General features: G+C 43.4%; 19 protein-coding genes. 8 read left to right on the top strand and 11 right to left on the bottom strand.

The genetic code is table 11. The features are described from left to right. Nucleotides 1-92 precede the first annotated feature (92 nt). The 4 genes from JMX75_RS03220 to uraD all read right to left on the bottom strand — a co-directional run bounded on the left by JMX75_RS03220 (nt 93) and on the right by uraD (nt 4,237). Nucleotides 93-1,604: an NCS1 family nucleobase:cation symporter-1 gene (locus JMX75_RS03220; protein WP_201530972.1), complete on the bottom strand. Its 1,512-nt coding sequence runs from the start codon at nt 1,602-1,604 to the stop codon at nt 93-95. 146 nt (nt 1,605-1,750) lie between these two features. After that, the gene (locus tag JMX75_RS03215; protein ID WP_201530970.1) at nt 1,751-3,100 is read right to left on the bottom strand and encodes a urate hydroxylase PuuD; all 1,350 of its coding nucleotides are present in this window, start codon (nt 3,098-3,100) and stop codon (nt 1,751-1,753) included. A 208-nt stretch (nt 3,101-3,308) separates the two neighbouring features. After that, the gene (uraH, locus tag JMX75_RS03210) at nt 3,309-3,677 is read right to left on the bottom strand and encodes a hydroxyisourate hydrolase (protein WP_201530968.1); all 369 of its coding nucleotides are present in this window, start codon (nt 3,675-3,677) and stop codon (nt 3,309-3,311) included. A gap of 38 nt (nt 3,678-3,715) precedes the next feature. Then, nucleotides 3,716-4,237 carry a 2-oxo-4-hydroxy-4-carboxy-5-ureidoimidazoline decarboxylase gene (uraD, locus tag JMX75_RS03205; RefSeq protein ID WP_265088672.1) on the bottom strand — a complete coding sequence of 174 codons (522 nt, stop codon included), beginning with the start codon at nt 4,235-4,237 and terminating at the stop codon, nt 3,716-3,718. A 336-nt stretch (nt 4,238-4,573) separates the two neighbouring features. Between uraD and JMX75_RS03200 the strand changes: the two genes are divergently transcribed. Continuing rightward, on the top strand, nt 4,574-5,239 hold the full coding sequence (locus JMX75_RS03200; protein WP_011514234.1) for a TetR/AcrR family transcriptional regulator: 666 nt from the start codon (nt 4,574-4,576) through the stop codon (nt 5,237-5,239). Nucleotides 5,240-5,401: 162 nt separating this feature from the next. On the opposite strand, the gene JMX75_RS03195 is transcribed toward JMX75_RS03200, so the two are convergent. Further along, nucleotides 5,402-6,808: a uracil-xanthine permease family protein gene (locus JMX75_RS03195; RefSeq protein ID WP_011514233.1), complete on the bottom strand. Its 1,407-nt coding sequence runs from the start codon at nt 6,806-6,808 to the stop codon at nt 5,402-5,404. Between the two features lie 649 nt (nt 6,809-7,457). Between JMX75_RS03195 and JMX75_RS03190 the strand changes: the two genes are divergently transcribed. Further along, on the top strand, nt 7,458-9,551 hold the full coding sequence (locus JMX75_RS03190; protein ID WP_201530964.1) for a TonB-dependent receptor domain-containing protein: 2,094 nt from the start codon (nt 7,458-7,460) through the stop codon (nt 9,549-9,551). Nucleotides 9,552-9,735: 184 nt separating this feature from the next. Beyond that, nucleotides 9,736-11,034, top strand: a complete 1,299-nt coding sequence (locus JMX75_RS03185) for a PepSY-associated TM helix domain-containing protein (protein ID WP_201530962.1) — start codon at nt 9,736-9,738, stop codon at nt 11,032-11,034. Between the two features lie 39 nt (nt 11,035-11,073). On the opposite strand, the gene JMX75_RS03180 is transcribed toward JMX75_RS03185, so the two are convergent. From JMX75_RS03180 to JMX75_RS03165, 4 genes are all read right to left on the bottom strand, one after another. Next, on the bottom strand, nt 11,074-11,844 hold the full coding sequence (locus JMX75_RS03180) for an ABC transporter ATP-binding protein (RefSeq protein WP_201530960.1): 771 nt from the start codon (nt 11,842-11,844) through the stop codon (nt 11,074-11,076). A gap of 44 nt (nt 11,845-11,888) precedes the next feature. Then, nucleotides 11,889-12,956, bottom strand: a complete 1,068-nt coding sequence (locus JMX75_RS03175) for an iron chelate uptake ABC transporter family permease subunit (RefSeq protein WP_201530958.1) — start codon at nt 12,954-12,956, stop codon at nt 11,889-11,891. Between the two features lie 62 nt (nt 12,957-13,018). Next, on the bottom strand, nt 13,019-14,125 hold the full coding sequence (locus JMX75_RS03170; protein WP_201530956.1) for an ABC transporter permease: 1,107 nt from the start codon (nt 14,123-14,125) through the stop codon (nt 13,019-13,021). 81 nt (nt 14,126-14,206) lie between these two features. Beyond that, nucleotides 14,207-15,259 carry a siderophore ABC transporter substrate-binding protein gene (locus tag JMX75_RS03165; protein ID WP_201530954.1) on the bottom strand — a complete coding sequence of 351 codons (1,053 nt, stop codon included), beginning with the start codon at nt 15,257-15,259 and terminating at the stop codon, nt 14,207-14,209. Between the two features lie 334 nt (nt 15,260-15,593). Between JMX75_RS03165 and JMX75_RS03160 the strand changes: the two genes are divergently transcribed. The 3 genes from JMX75_RS03160 to JMX75_RS03150 all read left to right on the top strand — a co-directional run bounded on the left by JMX75_RS03160 (nt 15,594) and on the right by JMX75_RS03150 (nt 17,872). Then, on the top strand, nt 15,594-16,574 hold the full coding sequence (locus JMX75_RS03160; protein ID WP_201530952.1) for an energy transducer TonB: 981 nt from the start codon (nt 15,594-15,596) through the stop codon (nt 16,572-16,574). 106 nt (nt 16,575-16,680) lie between these two features. Continuing rightward, nucleotides 16,681-17,370, top strand: coding sequence for a MotA/TolQ/ExbB proton channel family protein (locus tag JMX75_RS03155; RefSeq protein ID WP_201530950.1), 690 nt, complete (start codon nt 16,681-16,683; stop codon nt 17,368-17,370). 100 nt (nt 17,371-17,470) lie between these two features. Continuing rightward, nucleotides 17,471-17,872 (top strand): ExbD/TolR family protein, encoded by a 402-nt coding sequence (locus JMX75_RS03150; RefSeq protein ID WP_011514224.1) that lies wholly within the window; start codon nt 17,471-17,473, stop codon nt 17,870-17,872. Between the two features lie 175 nt (nt 17,873-18,047). On the opposite strand, the gene JMX75_RS03145 is transcribed toward JMX75_RS03150, so the two are convergent. Next, complete coding sequence (locus JMX75_RS03145; RefSeq protein WP_227672989.1) at nt 18,048-18,593, bottom strand: DUF2799 domain-containing protein; 546 nt, start codon at nt 18,591-18,593, stop codon at nt 18,048-18,050. Between the two features lie 320 nt (nt 18,594-18,913). On the opposite strand from JMX75_RS03145, the gene JMX75_RS03140 reads away from it, so the two are divergent. Together JMX75_RS03140 and topA are read left to right on the top strand one after the other, a co-directional pair. Continuing rightward, a complete protein-coding gene (locus JMX75_RS03140) occupies nt 18,914-19,510 on the top strand; it encodes a hypothetical protein (RefSeq protein WP_020444081.1) in 597 nt (198 codons plus the stop codon). 279 nt (nt 19,511-19,789) lie between these two features. Continuing rightward, nucleotides 19,790-22,480 carry a type I DNA topoisomerase gene (topA, locus tag JMX75_RS03135; RefSeq protein ID WP_227672990.1) on the top strand — a complete coding sequence of 897 codons (2,691 nt, stop codon included), beginning with the start codon at nt 19,790-19,792 and terminating at the stop codon, nt 22,478-22,480. Between the two features lie 111 nt (nt 22,481-22,591). Here the strand turns inward: topA and JMX75_RS03130 are convergent, their stop codons facing one another. Then, nucleotides 22,592-23,149: a superoxide dismutase family protein gene (locus JMX75_RS03130; protein WP_201530948.1), complete on the bottom strand. Its 558-nt coding sequence runs from the start codon at nt 23,147-23,149 to the stop codon at nt 22,592-22,594. Nucleotides 23,150-23,313: the final 164 nt, after the last annotated feature.

Here is a 23,313-nt window from a genome sequence, read left to right as displayed (position 1 = left end):
ATCCTTTATAAAAACAGAGTAATAGGTCTATTAGAAATGTAATAACTATTTTTTATTCTACTCTTGCACTTCATGTTTCTGACTTCACCGCCTTATTCTACTATGGTGTCAGGATCTACTGCATAAGGGCGCATCAATACCCAATACACGATGCCACCTATTGCCGCGCCTAATAAGAAACCATAACCTTCAAGCTTAGTCAGTGCGGGTATCAATACCGTGGCGATAGAGAATAAAGCGCCGATTGCAAAGGCGATAAGCGCACGGATGTTCCAGCCTTTGTAGTAGTAATAAGCACCAGTTGGGTGAGCGGAAAATAAGTCATTCATATCGATATGTTGACGTTTAATCAGGTAATAATCGATGACTAAGATACCAAAGAATGGAGCGATGACCGCACCAATAGTATTTACAAAACCGACAATACCGATCTTACTGATGAATGATAACCACAATGCACCAACGAAAAAGGCGATAACAGCAGTAATTAAACCGCCCATGCGAAAGTTAATATGCTTAGGAAATAAGTTAGCCAAATCGTAAGCAGGGGGAATAAAGTTTGCAACCATATTGATACCGACGGTTGCGGCAAAGAAGGTCAGCGCTGCAATAATGGTCAAAGGTAGAGAATCTACACGATCAACAATATCCGATGGATTGGTCAATGCTTCGCCAAATATTACTAGGGTTCCAGCGGTAATGACCAAGGCGATGAACGAGAAAAATACCATGTTAATCGGCAAACCGAGTAAGTTACCCAAGCGCATATCGCGCTCACTACGCAAAAATCGTGAGAAATCACCGAAGTTTATGACGACTGCTGCGAAATAAGCAACCATCGTACCGACGATAGCAGTAAATGCCTGTATGGAATTTCCACTATAATCGCTGCCACTAGCGAAGATAGAGTTAATCGCAGGTAACAACTCAGAGCCTGATTGATACCAGATGACGGCCATCAGGATGACCATAACGACATAGACTAGCGGTCCTGCCCAATTCAAAAAGTGCTTGATCGGCTCGATGCCTGCCCAAAACAGTAAAATCTGAAATACCCAAACGATGACAAAGGCAATCCAAGCGGTACTATTCAAGCCTAAAAATGTCGTATCTGGGCTACCTATGACAATAGTCAACAAAATGGCAACTGCAGTTGAGGCAAAGTAGGTCTGCACCCCGTACCAAAAGATACCGATAATAGCGCGTAAGATGGCAGGTAAGTTAGCGCCATTGATACCCATGCTGGCACGTATCAAGACTGGAAAAGGGATGCCATATTTGACACTGGGTTTACCAGTTAAGTTGACCATCAGCATGACGATGAATCCTGAGCAGATAATCGCTGCCATGACCCACCACCCATTCAGTCCATAACTCAAAAATAAGGAGGCCGCTAAGGTATAACCGAATAAGCTCTGAATATCATTGGACCAAACATTAAATATCGCAAACCAACCCCAATTACGCTGTTCAGGCTGTAGTGGGGCAAGATCTTCATTATATAATCTTGAGTTTTTGCGTTCTGGATTAAAGGTATTGCAATCATAGAGCGCGCTATTGGATTGAGTACTGAGCTGACTTCCTTGCTCATTCGCAGTGGACATCCTTTTCTCCCTTTAGATTGGAATCAATCGAAATAAACATTGTTAACACTTATTAATGTTTATTGTTAACACTTTAAGGATGTCTAGGTCATTGGTCAAGATAATTGTTTGATCAGCGTTTACTCTTCTTTGTCTAGAATGCTCATTTATAACCCTGAAGCATAAGCAACCAGTTGTTGGCGCTCTTCATCGCTTAGCTGAGTGATATTACCCAGTGGCATATAGCCACTTTGTACGGCAGTCACAATCTTAGCTTGATGAGTTTTTATGTCTGCAGGGGTTTGGATAATAATACCCGCTGGCGGCGCATTAAATCCAGCTTGTGTTGGTTGTGCCGCATGGCAAACGCTACATTTTGCTTCTACTACTTTAATGATAGCGTCGTCAGCTGAAGGAGCAACAGGTATTACTTCGTCGGTAGCGGCAGTTCCGCCAGCAACCGCATTGGGATCAGCCTCTGTAGCAGTAGCAGGTGCTACCGTATTTGTATCTTGAGTGACAGCAGCAGGCGGTGTATCTGTCGGTGCTACTTCAGTGACAGCAGGCGTCTTGATTGGAGAAACTGGTAATGGCTCGATAGGTGCTGGACGCATCCAGATAATCAATAGTACGGTTGCTATCGCAGGAATTACTAAGAATTTTGGTCTATGGCGACCCAAGTGTTTTTCGTTGAAGTAATGACGAGCTGTTGCCGTGATGACACCAATGAATACCAATATTAACCAACCATGCGCATGTGAATACATCATTGGATAGTGATTACTAATCATGATAAAGATGAGCGGCAAGGTAAAGTAGTTATTCATCAATGAGCGGTTTCTGGCCATCAATGCCAAATCTGCTACTTCTGGACCTGGTTTGACACCGCGGCGTACACAATCTACGAGTGCGCGCTGAGCTGGCATAATACCGAAGAAGACGTTACCTGCCATGATAGTACCTAAAATGGCACCGACATGGATAAAGGATGCACGATCACTAAACAGCTGGTATGAGCCCCAAGTGGCGATAATCATGAGTACAAAGATAGTGATACTGAAAGCCAGTTTATTTTTGCCGACATTGCTGCGTACAATGACTTCATAAATAAAGTAACTACCGAATAAGAACAGTAAACTGGTCGATATAGCACCAATGCTACTACCAAAATCAACTTTGCTCGGATCAATCAAATAAGCTGTGGCATTGATGTAGTAGACAATAATGAGCATCGCCATACCAGTCAGCCATGTGGTGTAAGCTTCCCACTTAAACCAATGCAGCGTTTTTGGCATCTCTTCAGGTTCGAGCTTGTATTTGGCAATTTCATAGAAACCACCACCATGTACTGCCCAAAGATCGCCTGAAATGCCTTTTTTGGCTTTCCATTCTGGTGGCTTCTGAAGACTCATATCTAGCCATACGAAATAAAATGATGCGCCAATCCATGCTACACCAGCGATAACATGAAACCAGCGGAAAAATAAGCTTAGCCAATCGAGAAGATATGCACCCATGTTGTCAATGTCCTTTTATATTATTATATCTTGGTAACTCGTAACGACTTTTGCTCACCTTCGTTATTATAAAAGATTGTGATACAACGTAGCGATACCAGCATTATTCATTTGGTCTTAAATCACTGACCTCATTGTCAGGTGTTTAAAGTTTCCAGCACTCGTTTAGCCTTGTTTTTATAAGGTTTCGAGTCATAAAGCTATAGAATCATGATCCGCGATAAGTGCCGTAGCCGTGTGCGCTAAGCAGTAGCGGCACATGGTAGTGACCGTTATCTTGTATCATAAAATCGATGACCACTTGCGGATAAAATACTGTGAGGTTTTGCGTATCAAAATATGCTTGGGTATCAAAGGTCAGCGTATAGCGACCGATATCTAAATGATACTCGGCAATATCAATTTCTGGGTTAAATGCCCAGCTATCTGGCGTCACGCGACCATCAGCGTTGGTGATACCGTTTGCCAATAATGACGGCTCGCCACTGGCACTAATACGATGTAACGTCACTGCGATGTCAGCGGCAGGCTTGCCAAGATGGGTGTCTAAAATATGTGATGAAAGAGTACCTGACATAATAATTCCTTTTATGTATGAGAGAGACAAAGCAAGATTTAAGCGTCGCCTAACAGTTTTTGTAAACGTAAACACGTGATTTTATTTTGTTCAGTAGCCGCATTGAGCAATTCAGTCTCGCGATCATTCGGCAGGCGTGCTTGCAATAGATCAAGCATTTGCTGCGCGCTTTTACCAGTTGCAAAGACAATAAAGATAAAGCCGAATTTATCGAGATAGTCTTGATTGCCTTGTGCTAACGCTTCAAGTACCGCATCTTCAGCGTCATTGGCGCCTGATTGCTCATGAGCGGCACTGTCTTGCGTATTGCGATACTTCTCTTTTAATGAGTCGACATTGCCAATCTGTGGATGACCATCAAAGGCTTCTAGTAAGTTAGCTTCATCCGCTTTAGCTTGTTGCCACGCGTCATCGCTTGCACTCAGTAGCGCTTTTATATCTGCAAACGGACGTGCGTCTGCCAAGGTTTGCGCCCATTGGCTACTGGTACAGCAAGTTAGAAATTCTGAGGTCGCATCGGCTTGCGAGAGGGCGTTCAGTTGCGGTAGTGATAAGCTCACAGTGATATCCTTATCTGTTGACACAAAGTGTTGACGGATACACATTTATCATTTGAGTGATATGAATTTATAAGGTACAGACAGTATCGTGTGCTGATATTAGTCTGTTGATTACTGAACTCAGGGAAAAACTCAGGTGAAAGTAGTATCGATTGAGTCATAATTGGTTAATATATATCCATTCTGCTTAAACCTGACTAAATGGTCAACTACTTTATGCAAAATATTTTTATTTTTTACTAGATATGCTAATAATCGGTGTGTTTATTCACAGTTTATCTTAAAGTCACGCTAGAATATGGTACTTACTGATATAAATGTCTAATGGTGCAACCTATGACTCAAATTTCTAAAGCAAAAGCTTCATCCGCCTCTGAGAGCGTGGTTCATCGCAATCAGCATGATATTCGTGCCCAAAACCAAGCGGTGATTTTGACTGCCGCTGAAGAAGAGTTTGTGCTGAAAAGCTATCGCGGTGCCACCATGCAAGGTATCGCCGATCGAGCAGGGCTGCCAAAAGCCAACGTGCATTACTATTTTAAAAGTAAGACCAATCTGTACAAAGTAGTTTTGCGTGCCATCATTCAAGAGTGGAATGATGGCTTGGTGACGATGACAGTAGACAGCGATCCGAGAACCGTTATCGAAAAGTTCGTCCGCACCAAATTGCATCAAGCATTTGCAAACCCAAATCGCCATAAGCTATTTGCGTTAGAGGTCATCGGCGGTGCCCCGCATTTACATGATTTTATGTCGACGGCGATGAAAGATTGGGCACTGGATAAGACACAAGTCATGAAGATATGGCATGAGCAAGGCAAAATCGCCATTGCTGACCCTTTACAGCTATTGATTTTGATTTGGGCAACCACGCAGCGCTATGCAGAGTTTGAAACAGAAATCGTCGGCTTAATGCAAAAGAGCGCGTATGATGAGACAGACGAGGCACGCGCTGCTGACTTCTTAATACCTTTTATACTACGAGGTTGCGGACTCGAGTAGGGGTAGATTGGAACAACTACTATTAATGAATGGCTTGACGCATAAAGGATTGCTTTAACGATATCGCCGCTAATTAGCGCTTTATCATTAAGGCAATCCTTTTCTTTTGTCACTCAGCAAAGTCTTTTACATTGTCTTAAAAAATCATCTAATCCTTCACTTTTAAGCGGCTTCACGAGCAGGCTTCACGTCATCCTCAGCATGCTGGTCAGCCGTATCAAACTCCGCACCAAAACTTTTTGGTAAAATCATATCAAGCGTAATCGCGATAATACCCGATACGGTCACTGCTGAACCAAAGATATTACGGAACATCTGAGGCATTTGTGCAAATACATCAGGCACAAAGGCAACACCCATCGCCAAACCTAGAGAAGTGGCTATGATTAAGATATTACGATGGGTAAAGTTTACGGTCGAAAGTATGCGAATACCAGCAGTCGCTACGGTTGCAAACATAAGCAGTGTCACACCACCAACTACTGGTTTTGGCAGCTGAGTGAAGATAGCACCTAGGATAGGGAATAAACCCATAAAAAATAAGATACCGCCGACATAGAAGCCCACATAGCGACTAGCGATACCCGTCATCTGAATAACGCCATTATTCTGACTAAAAGTAGTGACTGGGAAGCTGTTAAAGATACCAGCAATGGCAGAGTTGACACCATCGGCCAGTACCCCACCTTTGATACGTTTCTCATATAGTGGACCTTTGATAGGCTCACCTGAGATCATCGACGTTGCGGTCAAATCACCAGCAGTCTCGATACTGGTAATGATATACATAAAGGCAATCGGTATAAACGCTTGCCAATCAAAACTAAAGCCAAACTTGAAAGGCACAGGTACAGTCAGTAGCGGGGCTTGTGAGACTAATGAGAAGTCAATACGACCCATAAATGCTGCTACCAGCAAGCCTAACATCAGACCAATAAAAATAGCGCTTGAGCGAATAACTTTGTTAGGTACGATACTAATAAGCACGACACTGATTAAGACCCCGCCACCCAGTAGCAAATTCTCCATGCTACCAAAATTCTCTGCACCAACACCGCCTGCTAGATCGGTTAGACCAACTTTGGTTAGGGACAAACCAATAGTGACAATGACACAGCCGGTGACGATAGGGCTCATCAAGGATTTAAGTTTAGTAATAAACTGACTCAAGAATATCTCGACAAAGGCGCCTAAGAATGTCACGCCAAAGATAACAGAGAGAATCTCCTCAGGACTACCACCTCGGTTTTTTACTACAAAACCTGCTGCTAACACTGCCGCTAAAAAACCAAAGCTGGTGCCTTGCAGAGCCATCAGCCCTGAACCGACAGGACCAAATTTACGGGTTTGAATAAAGGTTGAAACCCCAGATACCATTAGCGCCATACTGATCAGGTAGGGAATATGCTCACCTAGACCCAAAGCACCGCCAATAATCAATGAGGGCGTAATAACACCAACGAAAGCGGCGAGTACATGCTGTACCGCACCTAAAAATGCTTTTGCAGGCGCAGGACGGTCGTGCAGTCCGTACAATAAATCGGGATTTCCTTGAGTATGCTCACTCATTTTGGCTTTCTCCTAAAGTGACTTTTAGTCCAAGCTCTGTAAAGATATTTAGAGACAGCGTTACGTTGATAAATAGGAGACATATGAGGGTCTCTATAAACCCTTATCGCAGCTAGCTGTTTACACAGTATCAAACACAGAGTCGCATGATCCTTATGCAAATACATGCAAGCAAATAACCAGTCTTTCTCAGTGTGACCGATAGTCGTATGTACAAACCTGACTAAATAGTCAACTATCTTAGGGTATATGTAATTGGCAGTATATTGCAATACTTTTTTTTGATATTCAGCGTTTATAAATAATCACTCTGTCGCTGATAATCGCCTCCGCATATAGTTGGAACTTATCTAGACAGCAATACACTAAAGGTATTCATCAGATGTGCAGGTGCTGATACAAGCGTACAAAAATATTAAAAGAAAATTTTTCAGTTTAAATATTGCCAAATTGTTAATACTTCGTTATTATGCCTGTCAATATTTAAACGCTAATCATTATCATTAACATTAATAATGCCATTCTTATATGAAACTTAATAATTATTAAAGCATCAAGCTTTTTAGAAAGTGATTTTGGGCAAAAATTACTGATTATTGGTTTCCTAAACGAGTTTTAAAATTCTTATACTAGATAAAGTGAGTATGTTATGCGCGAAGTAAAATTATCAAGATTTTCTAGTCGATTGACCGTATTGTCTATGGGCGTAGCAGCAGTATTAGGGGCACAAGCGGCGAGTGCTACGACCTCAGCAGATATGCCGAGCACTACCTTACAGACCATCACAGTGACGGCAAACAGTTCAGTACGTGAAAGCGTGCAAGAGGGCGGTGTTGATGTTGAAGGCTATACCCCAGCTGCGCAGGCAAGCCACTTAAGTGATTTTTTAAATGTCGTACCCGGTGTTACGGTAGGCGGTACGTCAGCGGTCAATCAGCGTATACGCGTACGTGGACTCGATGATACCAATTTGAAAGTGACCATTGATGGCGCTCGCCAAGAAGGCACGCTGTTTTATCATATGGGCGATGTGACCATTGACCCTGATTTGCTAAAACAAGCGGAAGTATCGGTCGGTAATAACTCAGTGACACTAGGTAACGATGCGCTAGGTGGCGCAGTTGCTTTTAAAACCGTTGATGCCGCTGATTTGCTAAAACCGGGGCAAAAAATCGGTGCCAAATTGCACGCAGGTTATGCTAGTAATAATGATGAACTGCTCACCTCAGCGACTGTGTTTGCTGCGCCAACGGATAATATAGACTTACTGGCTTATTATGGTCAGCGTAATGCCAATGCGGGTGAAGATGGCGAAGGTCGTAAGATCCAAACGGAAGATAGCAAAGGCGAGAATATTTTATTAAAGGCGGGCGCGTATATTGCCAATGACCATCACGTAGGGGCTAGCTTTAGCCGTACCGAAAACGAAGGCATGTTCCCATTACGCCCAGATTTCCCAGCAAGCCCAGGCGTTGGCAGCTGGAATGAAATTCTGCCGCAAAAGGTTAAGCGTGATACTTATGGTCTGGACTATAGCTACAATCCTGCCAGTAACTTAGTTAATGTCGATACCAACGTTTATCAAACCGAAACGCAGATTTCACGAGATACCGACTATACGACAAAGCCAGGTTATAACTGGGAAGCGGGCGTAAAAACCACTGGCGCAAAAATTCAAAATACCAGCATCATTGATACCAATGTCGGCAGCCATAAACTAATCGCCGGTGTTGAACACTACAAAAAAGAATCTGAGCTAGAGCGCGACTTCGTTAAAAAGGGCACCGATGAAGCCAAAAATACCTCTATTTATCTAGAAGATCAGTGGAAAAATGGCAAATTAACCTTAACGCCGGGCGTACGCTACGACCGTTATGAATCGCCTGAATTTGTTGCTGGTGGCAAAACTTATGACAATGTTGTTGGTGCGCTTGCAGCAAGCTATGAGATTGCACCGTTAACGCAAGTATTTGCCAGTTATACGCAGTTATTCAATGGCCCTGATTTGAGCCAAGCGATCTTTAACTCAGATGGCGACAAAACCTACGTAAATAACGACTTAAAAGCAGAAGAAGGATCAAATGCTGAGATTGGTATCTTAAAAACATTGCGTGACCTAACGGTAGCGGGTGATGCGTTACAACTTAGCGGAAAATATTTTGAAACTGATATCGAAAACTTTATTGAATTTGTCCGTTCTGGTGGTACTCGCGTTGGCTTAGACTGTACCACTGGACAACTTGGTGGCGCTTGCCAAGGCGCGGTCAATAAAGATGAAGATTATAAAATTAAGGGTGTTGAGCTCGCTGCTGACTATAAAATGGATAATTTTAGCATGGGTCTAAGCTATGCCCATGCACGTAGTAAAGGTGATAAAACGGGCTATAGCATCCCATCAGTGACTGGTGGCAGCGCCGACTCAGGCGATAAATATATGGTGAACTTGGCCTACGTACCAACAGACACTACTGAGCTTGGCTGGCGCAGTACCTATGTGGCTGCCATCACGCCCAAAACTGAATCTGCCCAGCCTGAAAAGTCTAACTATGATGTGCATGATATTTTTATGAGCTATATGCCAAAACAAGTCGAGGGTTTAAAAGCGACTGTTGGGGTTTATAATATCTTTGATGAAACCTATGCCAGCCATGCGTCACGTTCGCTTGCAGAACAAGCAGATGGTTTGCGTACCGACTTTGAACCCGGTCGCAATATCAAAGCATCTTTAACCTATCAGTTCTAAATTTATACTGATCATGCGTAAAAAATGAGTATCAAAAAAGCCAGCTGCTTTGTATAAGAGCTGGCTTTTTTATGTTGAAACCTCTTTTTTAAACCATATGTCTTTTTTAAATCGTTTTATGCGTCTTTAACACATCAGCATTTAGCGCAATTCTAACGCTAAAATTAATAAAGAATAATAATCAATGATTTCATTTAACCCACGCCAAACTTGCCTATGGATTCACCGTTATACTGGACTTGTGATGGCCTCTTTTTTACTCATGGCTGGTATAACGGGCGCACTATTGGCATTTCACGATGAGCTGGACGCGGTATTTAATCAGCGTTTGGCGGTTGTTGAGAAAGCGCAGACACCGCCATTGTCTATCGCCACCTTGCATGACAAGGTGATTAGCCGCTATCCAGAATACGGTTTTTCAACCATGCCCGTGGCAATCGAGCCTAACCGCGCCGTCGTCTTTGCGGTTGATAAATATAAAGGCGATGTAAAGGTAGAACCTGCGCCTTTATTTCAAGAGGTTTATATCAATCCCTATACTGCGGATATCATTGGGGCACGTGATAAAGACGAGTGGGCATGGCGCAATACCATGTGGAAGGTGTTCTGGCTGCATCGTGAGTTGTTGCTTGGTGATATTGGTAAGTTAGTACTAGGTATTATTGCGCTTGTTTGGACGATTAATTGTTTTATTGGATTTTATTTGACCTTTCCAAGAGCGGTTAAAAAGAATCAGGTACCGCCCCAATATCCTGCTAAAAAACGGGCTTCTTTATTAATACGCTGGCTGCCTGCGTGGAAAATCCGCACCAAAACCAATACCTTTAAGCTTAATTATGATGTGCATCATGCGTTTGGTTTATGGTTGTGGCTGATGCTGTTTGTGATTGCATGGTCAAGTGTGGGTTTTAATTTGCAGCAGATCTATAAGCCGGTGATGCAAGCGGTGGTAGGGCTTGACAGTAAAGCAGGCAACAAAGGCAAAGAAGATAAATTAAATAAAGCAGATAAATCTAGCGCACCAGTTAGCACTGAAATGATCACCGCTAATATTGTTAATAAAGCCAATAGTATCAATTATTTAGGCAAGAAAGCGAATATTGCCGCGCAAGAAAACGGCTTAACCGTACAGCAATTATTAGGCGTTCGCTGGGTTGAGGAAGATAAGCAGTGGCAAATGCGCTTTAAAACCAATCAAGACATCGGCAAGAAAAGTGGCGCGTCTTCAATTACAGTCAATGCAAGAGATGGTAGCATTGAGAAAATAAATTTTGCTTATCAAAACGCCCCATTTGGTCATAAAGCTGACCAATGGTTATCTACTTTACATATGGGACATATCAGTCATGGTGTCGGTCATCTGGCATATCAAATCTTCTTGGCATTGATTGGACTAGCCGTTGCCGTCTTGTCTGGTACTGGGGTATATCTGTGGTGGAAAGGTCGACAGCAACGCTTAAAATCTTTGCGAAAGCTGAGATAAATTGGTCTAAAAGTGACAAAGCCGTTTACAAGTACGATTTTAAGCCGCATCCACGATTACCGGACGACCTTGATGATTAAGTACCGTCACATCAACGTTATAGAGATCTTTCATGGTTTGTTGGGTAATGACATCGACAGGACGTCCAATAGCTTGTACTTGACCGTCCTTCATGGTCACCACCGTATCAGCGAACTGGGCGGCTTGATTGATGTCATGGAGGACAATGACCACGGTTTTTTTCTGGCTATGACTTAACTCACGCAGCTCACGCATCAAGCGCCCTGAATGATACATATCGAGATTATTTAGCGGCTCATCAAGCAATAAATACGGTGTATCTTGGCAAACAACCATCGCAATCAGCACCCGTTGCCGCTGTCCACCCGATAATGCAGATAAAAAACGCTCAGCTAAGGACTCTAGTTCAAAACGCTCGATAATCTCTTTAACCTTTTGCTGATCTTTCGCAGTAGGTCGTCCTTGGTGATAGGGATAGCGCCCAAACATCAGCAATTCATGTACCCGCAGCCGCCCTTGTACTTGATTGTCTTGACTGAGCATCGCTACCGTTGTCGCAAGGGTACGCGCATTGCATTGAACAATATCACGTTCCTCATTATCTACAGCAAAGCTAACCTGTCCGCTTTGCAATGATTGCAACCGCGCCATCACCGAAAATAACGTCGATTTACCGGCACCATTGGGACCAATTAAAGCGATGACTTGTGACGGTGGCAATAATAAGTTGATATCGTGCAAAATCTGCTGCTTGCCAATATGATGCGATACACCCGTTATTTTTATCATAATGCTTCTTTTTTAGCTGAATGTTCAATAAGTGATTAGAGTTTTTAATTCAAGCGCCGCTGGCTCATAAATATCAATACTAAAAATACCAAGCCGCCTGCCATCTCAATAACGACGGACAGGACGCCTGCCATACCGAGCACTTGTTCAAAGAGTGTTTGACCGAGTACCAAGCAAATCATCGCTACTAAACTCACTAAAATGAGCCGTTCGCTATGATACATATGGCGCGCCAGTCGATTGGCTAAAGCGCAGACCAATAAGCCAAAAAAGGTCACGGGACCGACCAACGCCGTAGCTGTAGCGACCAATACCGCGATGACAGTTAATAGCCCAAATGCCAAACGTTGATAGTTAATACCGAGATTAGTTGCCTGCGCTTTACCCAACATGAGCACATCACATTGATACCGCCAGCGCCAAATAAATAGCGCACTCACGACACAAATAAATAGACTGATGACTAATAGCTGCGGATTGACCGTATTAAACTGCGCGTAACTTGCTGATTGCACCACCACAAAATCATCTGGATTAATCAGTCGCGCAATCAGGGCTGATAAGCTGCGAAACAAGACTCCAAAAATAACCCCTACCAATATCAGCCGCGTTAAGTCCTGACTGCTTTTGGAAAACAGTAATTTAAACAGCAGCAACGACGCACCAAACATCAATACAATCTCAAGCGAAAATTTGGCAATCGGATTAAAACTAGTAAAGCTAATCGCCCCTAAGAAAAATACCAATACGCTTTGTAATAATACATAAAGCGAATCAAAGCCCAATAATGAGGGCGTGAGGATAGGGTTATGGGTTAAAGTCTGGAAAAGCAGAGTAGAGACCCCAATTGCGTAGCCGACCACCATCAGCGCCAATAGTTTTTTACCGCGTAGTGGCAGGGCAAAGTCCCAATGCCCATGGACATTGACGGTTAAAAATAATATGGCGGAGATTAATAAAACAAGAGCAGCAACAGATTTAGGCTGTTGACTGATAGCTAACCATAGCCTTGCCCAGAATTTTGCTAATGGGTTCAGGTTGGCGGTAGCACTCTTAGCACTATCAATAGTAGCATCAGTCGTTTGACCAGACGAGGCAGAAGGTAAAAACATACGCTAATCTTATAAAAGAGAATGGCAAGTAAAACAACGATAACTTAGATAATCTAACTCATTTAGGACTCAGCAGGTGCACGTAATAAGAGCCATAAAAACACCACCGTTCCGACCACACCAAAGACGGTCGCTACCGGAATCTCGAACGGATAGCGAATCGAGCGCCCGATAATATCGCAAAGCAATACCGCTGAAGCGCCCAATAACGCGACCGCTGGCAAGCTGCGCCTGAGCTTATCGCCCATAATGCGACTGACGATATTCGGCACGACCAAACCAATAAAAGGAATCATGCCAACCGTCACCACGACCACGGCACTCATCATGGCGACCATACCAACGCCAATCCACGTCACATGACGCTTACTGATACCCAAATTTAAAGCAATATTATCGCCCAAACCAATAATGGTCAGCTTATCGGCGATAATATAAGCGATAATACATAGCACGCCGGTCAACCATAACAGCTCATACCGTCCTGACAACACGCTTGAGAAGTCACCAAATTGCCAAACGCTGAGCATCTGTAACGTTTCCGTTTGATAGGCAATAAAGGTAGTAATAGCATCAATAATCCCGCCAAAGACAATACCAATCAACGGAATCATCAAGAAATCTGTCGGCGGAATACGATGAATCAGCAGCATAAAGAGCATCATGCCAAATACCGCCGCAATGGTTGCCACACTCATCTTTATAATTAGCGCGCTGGCTGGAAAGAACAGACTCACCACCAATAAGCCAAGGGCAGCGCTTTGGGTTGCGCCGACCATAGACGGCTCTACAAAGCGATTCTTGAGTACCACTTGAATAATCATCCCAGCCACTGCCATGGCAATTCCGGTCAAAATAATAGCAATCGTCCGCGGCAAACGACTGACCAGCATCAGTGAGCTGTCTGAGTTGGCACTATGATTGGCGAGGCTATGAAAAACACCTGACCATGAAAAGTCAGCAACCCCAATAGATAAACTTAGCAATACCAACATTCCCATGATGACAAAGCTTGCTGTATTGATTAACCCAGGTGCTATTTTTGCGTGGCGTGGTTTAGAGTTTAACTGACCATTTACCTTCTGCTGCCATCTTGAGGGTACAGAAGATATAGATGTATCACTATTAGCGTTATCAATATTAGTAGCGTGATTAGAAAATAGGGGCATAACGGCTGCTAACTTATGGCTGGCGTAAAGGGTAGACGCAAGAATGGGCATTTACGTCTGTTTTTCAACGAATAAAAATATTTACTTTGCTTGGCTAAATGCCGTTTTAATCGCGGTCAAATCTTGCATCCACTGATAATAACCGCCAAATGCTAGGTATGAATCTGGGCTTAGATAGACCACTTGAGATTTTTTCCAAGCCGTTGTTTGCGCGACTAATGGATTGTCCAAGACGGCTTTTGCACCAACGCTTTCTTCACCGATAGCCGCGCTACGGTCAATCACAAACAACCAGTCAGGGTTGGTTTTTTGCAAGTATTCAAAGGAAACCGGCTGACCATGATCGGCGTCTTTTATCTGATTATCTACCATAGGTACGCCAACTACGGTATGGATAAAGCCAAAACGTGACTTATCACCGTAAGCAGACAACTTATTACCATTAACCATGATGATCAAGCCATTGCCTTTATCTTTGGTCGCTGTTTTCGTCTCATCAATAAGACCGTCGATATCCTGTTGCAGCTTCAAGGCTTGATCGCTTTTGCCAAATAACGCACCCAAATCATGCAAGCGCTGTTTGCTAGACTCATAGATATTGGCAGTATCAATACTCATATCGAGCGTTGGGGCGATGCTTGAGAGCGCATTATATTTCTCTGCCATACGCGAGCCGACCAAGATAGCTTGTGGTTGCATTGCGTTTAATGCTTCAAGATCTGGCTCAAATACCGTGCCGACTTCTTTCGGATCTGGTTGAGTTTTTGAATGCAGGTTATTCAATTTTAGACCGCTTGGCATGCCATCAACAGCGACATCGAGTGCTGCCAAATCCTGCATCAAGGTCATGTCATAAACCACTAGCGGCGATGGGTTGATTGCCAAATCAACAGATCCCTTGATGGTATCAACGCTAATAGTGGTCACAGAAACCGCCTCGTTAGTGGCGACATTTTCGGCTTTATCAGCGGTTTTATTTTCGGTGTTGCTATCTGCGGGTTCTGAGTCATTAGATTCAGGAGCACTACAGCCAGTTACGGTAATACTAGTAAGCAGTGCAGTCATGAGAGCAGCTATTAAGGGACGTTTAAAAACAGGAGTAGCACGGTGGCTAGAGAATGAGGTAGTAGACATAGATAACTCGGTATAGGACGGGTTTTGGCAGTTTTATACAACCTGCTCGATAAAAATCTTCATTTAACGGCAGGTTAAATGATTCGGTGTTTTATTATAAATTGGGTAAATAATTCAGCCGCCATCATAAAGTAATTGAGACGTATTATCAATAAAGATGATAATGATTTTTATTAACTAAGTGTATTCAGGTTATAATAGACTCGCATACTGACCCAGATTGAACTTAAAAAATTCACAATAACGCCTGAAATATTAGAAATTTACTATTGATAATAATTATCGTTTGCATTATTATCACCACCATTCTATGACGGTTAAATGCTAGAGTATTATGAGTTCAACGGATTTAGAGACGCCTCCACTTAAATCAATCTTGATAGCGATACTAGTTGTAGTAGGGCTTCACGTACTTACGGCAGTGGCATTGGTGGCAATGAAACCGTCTGTACCCAAAGTCGCGCCGCCCAAACAGACGCCGCCTATTGAAATAGAGCTGGTATCATTACCTAAAGAGCCGGAAAAAGTGGTGAAATCTGTTGAAAAAGAAGTGACTAAGGTTGTGATAGATAAAAGCACGCCAGCGCCAAAACCGCAGGCTATAATAAAACCAAAGCCGGTCACAGAGACGCCAAAACAACCAGTGGTACAAGAACGCAAACCTGATATTACACCGCTGGTCAAAAAAGAAAAGACAACGTCGATTGCTCAAGAAAAGCCGTCACAAAAACAGATTCAGAAAGAAGAGTCGCATCCCGCCATTGATAAAGCCATATCTGAGCAGCTTGCTAATAACCAAAAGGTTAACAATCAGCAAGCTGAGCAACGTCGACTTGTAGCAGCACAAGCCCAAGTCGCCGCGCAAGAAATACAGATGCAACAGGCGCAGGCTCAGGAAGCGCAAAGAGTAGCAAATGCTAAAGCCGCTCGAGATGCCCAAGCTAAAGCGAGTGCCGAAGCAGCAAGAGCGGCTAAGCAAGCAGAAGAGGCCGCTAAAGCAGCTGCTGAAAGTAATGAGCCTGTCAATTTTACCGCCAGCTCGGCAAATTGGGTATCAGCCCCAAACTTCAGTTTCCCTGAGCGCGTTGCACGACGAGCAAATTCGGGTGATACGCTCAACGTAGTGTTGATACTGAGGGTAAATAAGCAGGGCGGGATCGATAATGTGCGTATCGCTCAATCTTCGGGAAATGCGGCATTGGATAAAGAAGCGACGCGGCAAGTGCGCTCAGGCAAGTTTAAACCCTTTACGAATAATGCTGGCGTACCAGTGGTTGGCAATGTGACCTTGCCTGTGAGCTACGCAGTACCTTAATGATTATCCATCTATAAAAACATACATTCTAATCTTTTCACGATAAGCATAAATGCGATAGTCGCTGCAGGTTTATGTGATGGCACAACTTACTAGGGAGTCTGACATGGACTTTACAACTTACTGGCAATATAGCGACATGGTGACTAGAACCTTGTTCTTTTTACTGCTCGCTTTATCTATCATCTCTTGGGTCACGGGCATCATTCGGGTGCTACAAAGCCGAAAATTGGTGACGACTGTTGCTGATGATTTGAGCCAGCAGATGCAGGCAAAACACTCAGATCTAAGCGTGGCAGATGCAGCGACGCGGCGTTTGATTACTGAGCAAACCTTGCTAAAGCACATTGGTCGCTACCGTTTTGCTAGCGAGCGTGGTTTGCCTATCCTTGGTACGACAGCAGCGATTGCACCGTTTATTGGTCTGTTTGGGACAGTATGGGGTATTTTCCATGCCCTACGTAATATTGGTATGAGCGGACAAGCAGGACTTGGGCAGGTAGCGGGACCGGTCGGTGAGGCACTTATCATGACCGGTTTAGGAATAGCCGTAGCGATTCCAGCGGTAGTGTTCTATAACCTTGCTGTACGTATTAATCGTAGCATCATGTACCATGCAAATGATCGCGCCCATGATTTACTGGCGCAATCTGCTGCGCTAGCAGTCACACAACAATCATCAATAAATAATGAATCTGCCGTGACTCAAGCTCAGTTAGTAAAAGGTAATCATACAGAGACGCAAGCCCCTCAACAAACAGAACATTATCATGAATCAGCACCATCACAGCCGTAACTCTATTTATTGATAGGGTTTTACATTAAAAGAAAGCGAAGCGACAGATAAGCTAGAAAGTAATAGCTTTGATGATTATACAAAACGTATTGAGAATATTATGGCATTTCAATTGGGTGATGATAGTAGTCAAAGCATGAATGAGATGAACCTCATTCCGCTGATCGATATCATGCTGGTATTGATGATTATCTTTTTATTGACGGCGAGCGTATTGAATCCGGCAGTGCCATTAGATTTGCCAAAGACCAGTGCGATGTTAAATGAAATCCCGCCCGAAGCGATCCAAATCAGTATTGATAAAGATGCAGGGATATTTTGGGACAGCGATCCTATTAGTATGGAAGAGCTAGAAGTACGCTTGCAGCAGCAAAGTGCCGCTGGCAAAGATCCTTCCGTACAGCTACGTGCTGATAAAGACAGTAAATATGATACCGTCGCTCAAGTGTTGGCAGCGGCGAGTGAAGCGGGACTAAGCAAAATAGCCTTTGTTAATGAATAATCGTTAAAGCCATAAGACTGCTAAAAATATCAGCAAACTTATTAACAGAAAAATCAGCAGAATAATAATAAGAACCATCAAAATAATAAACTTTCTCTCCGGCCTCACAAGGTAATCTTGTGAGGTTTCCTTTATTTTATTAATGTATTATTTGGCTTTTATTCTTGATAAATGCTTACCAGCCGTAGCCAAACGGGCGATAGCCGTAGCCGCCATAGCGTCCAGGACCATAACCAAACGGATAAGGCGAACGCAAGTAATCAAGGTCACGTTGGCGGATATGGTAATAGCGACCTTGCGCGTAAGCTTCTTCGAGCTTTTCAATGCCTTCAAGCGGGCAGACAGGCTGCCAGTCATAGCCTTCACGACCACGCTTATAAGCATTTAGCTCAGTACAGTATTTTTTTAGCCCCAGCTGACGACCCTGTTCCCATTGAATACGGTTTGGCATGGGAGCGCCAGCACTAGCACAGCTATTAGCATAATGACCAAAATAATCCCCTGAGCGCCCATTGATACCGTCGGCATAGCCCACTTCTTGCCAGTTGCTGCTTTGACATTGCTGCGGCGTCAGGCTTTTTTGGGTGGTAGCACAGCCTGGTAAAGTAAATAAGGCAACACCGATTAGTGTTAGGGCAACGCTGGACCTACTCATGATTGGACTGCGCGATTTTTGAGTAAAATTGGCACTCGATGAGTTTCGCTTAATAAGATTATTCATAATAAACCTGCGCGCGTTTAAAATTATGGTTTATCATAGCACCTTTTTATAGGCTCGACTTTTTGTATCTTGTTATCGAACGAGTAGCTTTCTGTACTAAGTATTTGATATGCCACTATAAATATCAGCGATATTGTAGATTAGCTGGTGGCTTGTCTCATAACGATAGATAATCTAGCATGCGGTAATTTGTGTACTTGCGCTCTATTCTTCTTGATTTTTGAGGGCTGACACGCATTATAAATACAGTTATCAAGGTCAGTCACGTATAAAATAATCGCTGTTATGAGCGAACTTATTAGCTAAAAGGTCAGATTGTCATGGGTATGTGGATTGCTATTCTCATTGTACTATTCGTATTAGGGAGTATGATGGCGCTCAAGCCGAGCGGTATCGATCAGCGTTTAGATAAGCTGCGTATGACCGCGCGCCGCTTGCAGCTCAATCCAAAGCTGGTCACTTGTCCTGACTGGATAAAGGGTAAAGACAACGAGTATGGTCGCGGGATGATGGGTCAGTATTGCTTAATATTAGAAAATACCAATCTGCCGTTTACCCGCTATCAAGTGATTGATGGGCAATGGCGACCAGATAGTAGTTTTGTTGATACGACTACAGATGATAATAAGCTTATCGTGCCAACGGCTATTCGTGCGAATCAAAGCAATACCCATACAGCAATTAAGAAGCCCAATGTCAGTTTGGACAAGATGCCACTTGATTTGCCAGTCAGTATTGAGCCCTATGTAAAGGGGCTATTGACTAAGGCAAATAGTATCGTAATTTATTGGGAAGATATCGCTTATGTACGCCCTGCGACCAATCCTACTTATCAGCAAAAATTGATTGAGAGCGATTTATTAGCGCTCAAAGAAAAGCTTGAAGAGTGGGCGCTGCAGATGCAAAAGATCCTATAAAAATCGCCACAAGGTAGCAAATTGTTTTTTCGTCTCCATAAAAGAACGATATGCAAGTGCTTTTGGCAGACGCTTAGTCATTTTCAGTTGACAGTTTAAGCCTTAGCAGTGTAACGTCTTTATAACTGAAACCTTTCGTTATGGTTATCATTTGTTTTATAACCGATTTTACTAGCAGCCATTACTACAATAATTTGCCACGCCCTTATAACCAAACCTATAAATGGCATGCTGCTAGACAATTCTTATTTTAATTTACTTATTATGGTGTCGTCACCTATGACAAAACCCGCAGCTAAAAAAAGTGCAGCGCCCGCTGCTGACAAACCTAAAGGCAGCCCGAAAGCCAGTCCAAAGGGCAAATCTTTGGTAATTGTTGAATCACCCGCCAAGGCAAAAACCATCAATAAATACTTGGGTGATGATTTTATCGTGCGCTCAAGTATCGGTCATGTCCGAGATTTGCCAGTCGGTGCAAGTAAAAGCGCAAAGAAACCAGCAACGACCAAAAAAGATGACAGTCTAAGCAAAGAAGAAAAAACCCAGCAAGCATTGGTACGGCGTATGGGTGTCGACCCTGAGCATGATTGGGCGGCAGTCTATGAAGTCTTGCCAAATAAGACCAAGGTCATCAAAGAGCTGAAAGCTTTAGCCAAAGATGCTGACAAAATCTATCTGGCAACGGATATGGATAGAGAGGGAGAGGCGATTGCTTGGCATCTTAAAGAAGTCATCGGCGGCGCTGACAGTAAGTATGAGCGTGTGGTTTTTAACGAGATTACCAAATCTGCCATTCAAAATGCCTTTAAGCAACCGTCTAAACTTGATATTGACCGAGTTAATGCACAGCAAGCGCGGCGTTTTTTAGATCGTGTCGTTGGTTTTATGGTATCGCCACTTTTGTGGCAAAAGGTTGCTCGTGGTCTATCGGCGGGTCGCGTGCAGTCAGTTGCCATGCGCTTGGTTGTTGAGCGTGAGCATGAAATCCGCGCCTTTATTCCAGAAGAGTATTGGCAGATTCATGCCGATACCCATATTGCTGAGAGCAAAGCCAAAAAAGCTGCAGACGCTGAGCAAATTGGTATTCGTTTAGAAGCCACTAAGCAAGGCGGCAAAACGCTAAAGCTCGTCAATAAAGAGCAGACCGATAAAGTATTAGATGTCCTAAAAGCAAATGACTTTATCGTCAAAGAACGTGAAGAGAAGCCAACGCAGTCGAAACCAAGTGCGCCTTTTATTACCTCGACTTTGCAACAAGCCGCCAGCACGCGTCTGGGATTCTCAGTTAAGAAAACCATGATTTTAGCGCAACGTTTATATGAAGCGGGTCACATTACTTATATGCGTACCGATTCGACCTTTTTATCAGGTGATGCGCTTGCTGCGGTACGTGGCTATATCGAAGACAGCTATGGTGCGAAATACGTGCCAGAAAAGCCGAATTTCTATGGTAATAAACAAGGCGCACAAGAAGCGCATGAAGCCATACGTCCGTCTAACGTCAATATGAAGTCAACGCAGCTTAAGGCCGTTGAACGTGATGCAATACGTTTGTATGAGCTAATCTGGCGTCAGTTTGTGGCCTGTCAGATGCTACCAGCAAAATATCTATCAGTGAATTTATTCGTTGCTGCTGACGACGTTGAGTTAAAAGCACGCGGTCGTACCTTGGTATTTGATGGCTATACTAAAGTGATGCCACCTGCCAAGACCGACGATAACTTATTACCAGATGTGAAAAAAGGCGATAAATTAATAGTAGATAAGCTTGATCCGAGTCAACATTTTACCAAGCCGCCACCGCGTTTTACTGAGGCAAGCTTGGTCAAAGAGCTTGAGAAAAAAGGCATCGGTCGTCCATCGACCTATGCTTCTATCATCTCGACTATTCAAGATCGTGGTTATGTAAAGCTCGAAAACAAGCGTTTATTTGCCGAAAAAATGGGTGATATCGTCACCGATAGATTAACCGCAAGTTTCCCTGATTTGATGGATTATACCTTTACCGCCGCCTTAGAAGATAAGCTTGACCATGTGGCAGAAGGCGATACCGACTGGAAAGATGTCCTCGATAATTTCTATGGTGACTTCAAGACAACGCTTGATCGTGCTAAAGAAAAAGACGGCATGCGCCCCAATGATCCAACCGATGTACCAGATGTCCATTGCGATCTTTGTGCTCGTCCAATGCAGCTACGTACCGGTTCAACGGGTGTATTCTTAGGTTGTACTGGTTACAACTTACCACCGAAAGAACGCTGTAAAGGCACTAAGAACTTAATGCCAGTCGAAGCTTTTGCCAATCTTGATGATGCCGAAGGTGATGACGAAGCGGCCGAAGTCAGAGATTTGATGGAGAAGAAACGCTGCCCGAAATGCGGTACGGCAATGAATGGTTATATCGTTGATGGCGGTCTTAAGCTGCATGTGTGTGGTAACAATCCTGATTGTGATGGTTATGTCTTAGAAGAAGGTAAGTTCGAAGTGCCTGGTTCTGACTCTCCAACCATTGATTGTAATAAGTGCGATGGGCAGATGGAGCTAAAGACGGGACGTTTTGGTCCTTACTTTGCTTGCCAGCAATGTGATAACACGCGTAAAGTATTGAAAACAGGCGAAGCAGCACCGCCGCGCATGGATCCTATTCATCTACCAGAGTTAAAATCTGTTAAGCATGAAGATTACTTTATCTTACGTGAAGGCGCAGCGGGCATGTTCTTAGCAGCCTCTAAGTTCCCTAAAGTACGGGAGACACGTCCGCCAAAGCTTGCTGAGCTGCGAGAGATTAAAGATAAAATGGAAGACAAGTTCCAGTATTTGTTTGAAGGTCCAGATGAAGATCCAGATGGTAATCCGACGATTTTACGTTGGTCGCGCAAGAAAAAAGAGCAGTATATCGGCTCTGAGAAAAATGGCAAAGCCACACGTTGGGGCGTTTACTGGCGTAAAGGAGAGTGGGTAGAGGAGTAAATTTCTTTTACCTTTAAGCCGTCAATAGTTTCAGGCTATAAAAAAACCTCTTATACAATCTAAGAGGTTTTTTTATGATTTAAAATCGAAGCTATGATTATGGATTATGGATTATCTTTTTTCGATGATACCGCAAGCGACGCGATCACCGGCATTACCAGCTGGCTGACTGGTGTAATCATCAACGCCACTATGCACGATAAAGGCTAGGCGATTGACGCTGTATTTACCAGCATCAGCGGCAGAAATTTTCTTATTCACATAATTGATAGTTGCGACACCATCCGCATTAGCCGTTAAATTAGGTAAGTCGCCTGCATGACCATTCATGTCATTTGGGTTAGAGTGTGGTTTGTTATCTGGATTAAAATGCCCACCTGCTGCTTTACCCATATTGCCACAGCTTCCTGTTTCATGAATATGTAACGACACGGTCTGACCTGGCTGCAAGTTCATCAGCTTACCATATACTTGCACACCACCATCAACGGGACGTAAAAACATTTGCCCGACTTCATTTTTATCACCAGTAACAGTATTAATGGTCGACTTCAAAACAGGTTGGTTTAGAGGATTGCCTGTTTGCATCTGACCTTCTACCGTTTGGCAACCCGTCATTGCTAAAGCAGAACCACATAATAGAGCACTTGCAAGCATTGTCTTATTCATTATTATCTCCGTTTTAAATTCGTGTTTTTTATATCATCAATGATTTACTGTATCAGTATAGCTAGGCGCTTGAAGGAGTTATTCACTAAAAGCGCAACAATCGGTTAATAAATGTAAGTATCATATGATTTTTAAAAGAAGGTAACTTACGCAAGAGATCTTCC

This window comes from Psychrobacter sp. LFX-11D (genome assembly GCF_904846475.1).
Classification (GTDB): domain Bacteria; phylum Pseudomonadota; class Gammaproteobacteria; order Pseudomonadales; family Moraxellaceae; genus Psychrobacter; species Psychrobacter cryohalolentis.
The sequence above is the reverse complement of the archived record's forward strand: the minus strand, read 5'-3'. Positions and strand labels throughout refer to the sequence as shown.

Bases quoted from the DNA above. Each gene is read 5' to 3' on its own strand.
- JMX75_RS03190 (WP_201530964.1), top strand. From the start codon at position 7,458: ATGCGCGAAGTAAAATTATCAAGATTTTCTAGTCGATTGACCGTATTG.
- JMX75_RS03195 (WP_011514233.1), bottom strand. From the start codon at position 6,808: ATGAGTGAGCATACTCAAGGAAATCCCGATTTATTGTACGGACTGCAC.
- JMX75_RS03170 (WP_201530956.1), bottom strand. From the start codon at position 14,125: ATGCCCCTATTTTCTAATCACGCTACTAATATTGATAACGCTAATAGT.
- uraH (WP_201530968.1), bottom strand. From the start codon at position 3,677: ATGTCAGGTACTCTTTCATCACATATTTTAGACACCCATCTTGGCAAG.
- JMX75_RS03215 (WP_201530970.1), bottom strand. From the start codon at position 3,100: ATGGGTGCATATCTTCTCGATTGGCTAAGCTTATTTTTCCGCTGGTTT.
- JMX75_RS03185 (WP_201530962.1), top strand. From the start codon at position 9,736: ATGATTTCATTTAACCCACGCCAAACTTGCCTATGGATTCACCGTTAT.
- topA (WP_227672990.1), top strand. From the start codon at position 19,790: ATGACAAAACCCGCAGCTAAAAAAAGTGCAGCGCCCGCTGCTGACAAA.
- JMX75_RS03180 (WP_201530960.1), bottom strand. From the start codon at position 11,844: ATGATAAAAATAACGGGTGTATCGCATCATATTGGCAAGCAGCAGATT.
- JMX75_RS03165 (WP_201530954.1), bottom strand. From the start codon at position 15,259: ATGTCTACTACCTCATTCTCTAGCCACCGTGCTACTCCTGTTTTTAAA.
- JMX75_RS03160 (WP_201530952.1), top strand. From the start codon at position 15,594: ATGAGTTCAACGGATTTAGAGACGCCTCCACTTAAATCAATCTTGATA.
- JMX75_RS03150 (WP_011514224.1), top strand. From the start codon at position 17,471: ATGGCATTTCAATTGGGTGATGATAGTAGTCAAAGCATGAATGAGATG.
- JMX75_RS03130 (WP_201530948.1), bottom strand. From the start codon at position 23,149: ATGAATAAGACAATGCTTGCAAGTGCTCTATTATGTGGTTCTGCTTTA.
- JMX75_RS03200 (WP_011514234.1), top strand. From the start codon at position 4,574: ATGACTCAAATTTCTAAAGCAAAAGCTTCATCCGCCTCTGAGAGCGTG.
- JMX75_RS03155 (WP_201530950.1), top strand. From the start codon at position 16,681: ATGGACTTTACAACTTACTGGCAATATAGCGACATGGTGACTAGAACC.
- JMX75_RS03175 (WP_201530958.1), bottom strand. From the start codon at position 12,956: ATGTTTTTACCTTCTGCCTCGTCTGGTCAAACGACTGATGCTACTATT.
- JMX75_RS03140 (WP_020444081.1), top strand. From the start codon at position 18,914: ATGGGTATGTGGATTGCTATTCTCATTGTACTATTCGTATTAGGGAGT.
- JMX75_RS03145 (WP_227672989.1), bottom strand. From the start codon at position 18,593: ATGAATAATCTTATTAAGCGAAACTCATCGAGTGCCAATTTTACTCAA.
- JMX75_RS03220 (WP_201530972.1), bottom strand. From the start codon at position 1,604: ATGTCCACTGCGAATGAGCAAGGAAGTCAGCTCAGTACTCAATCCAAT.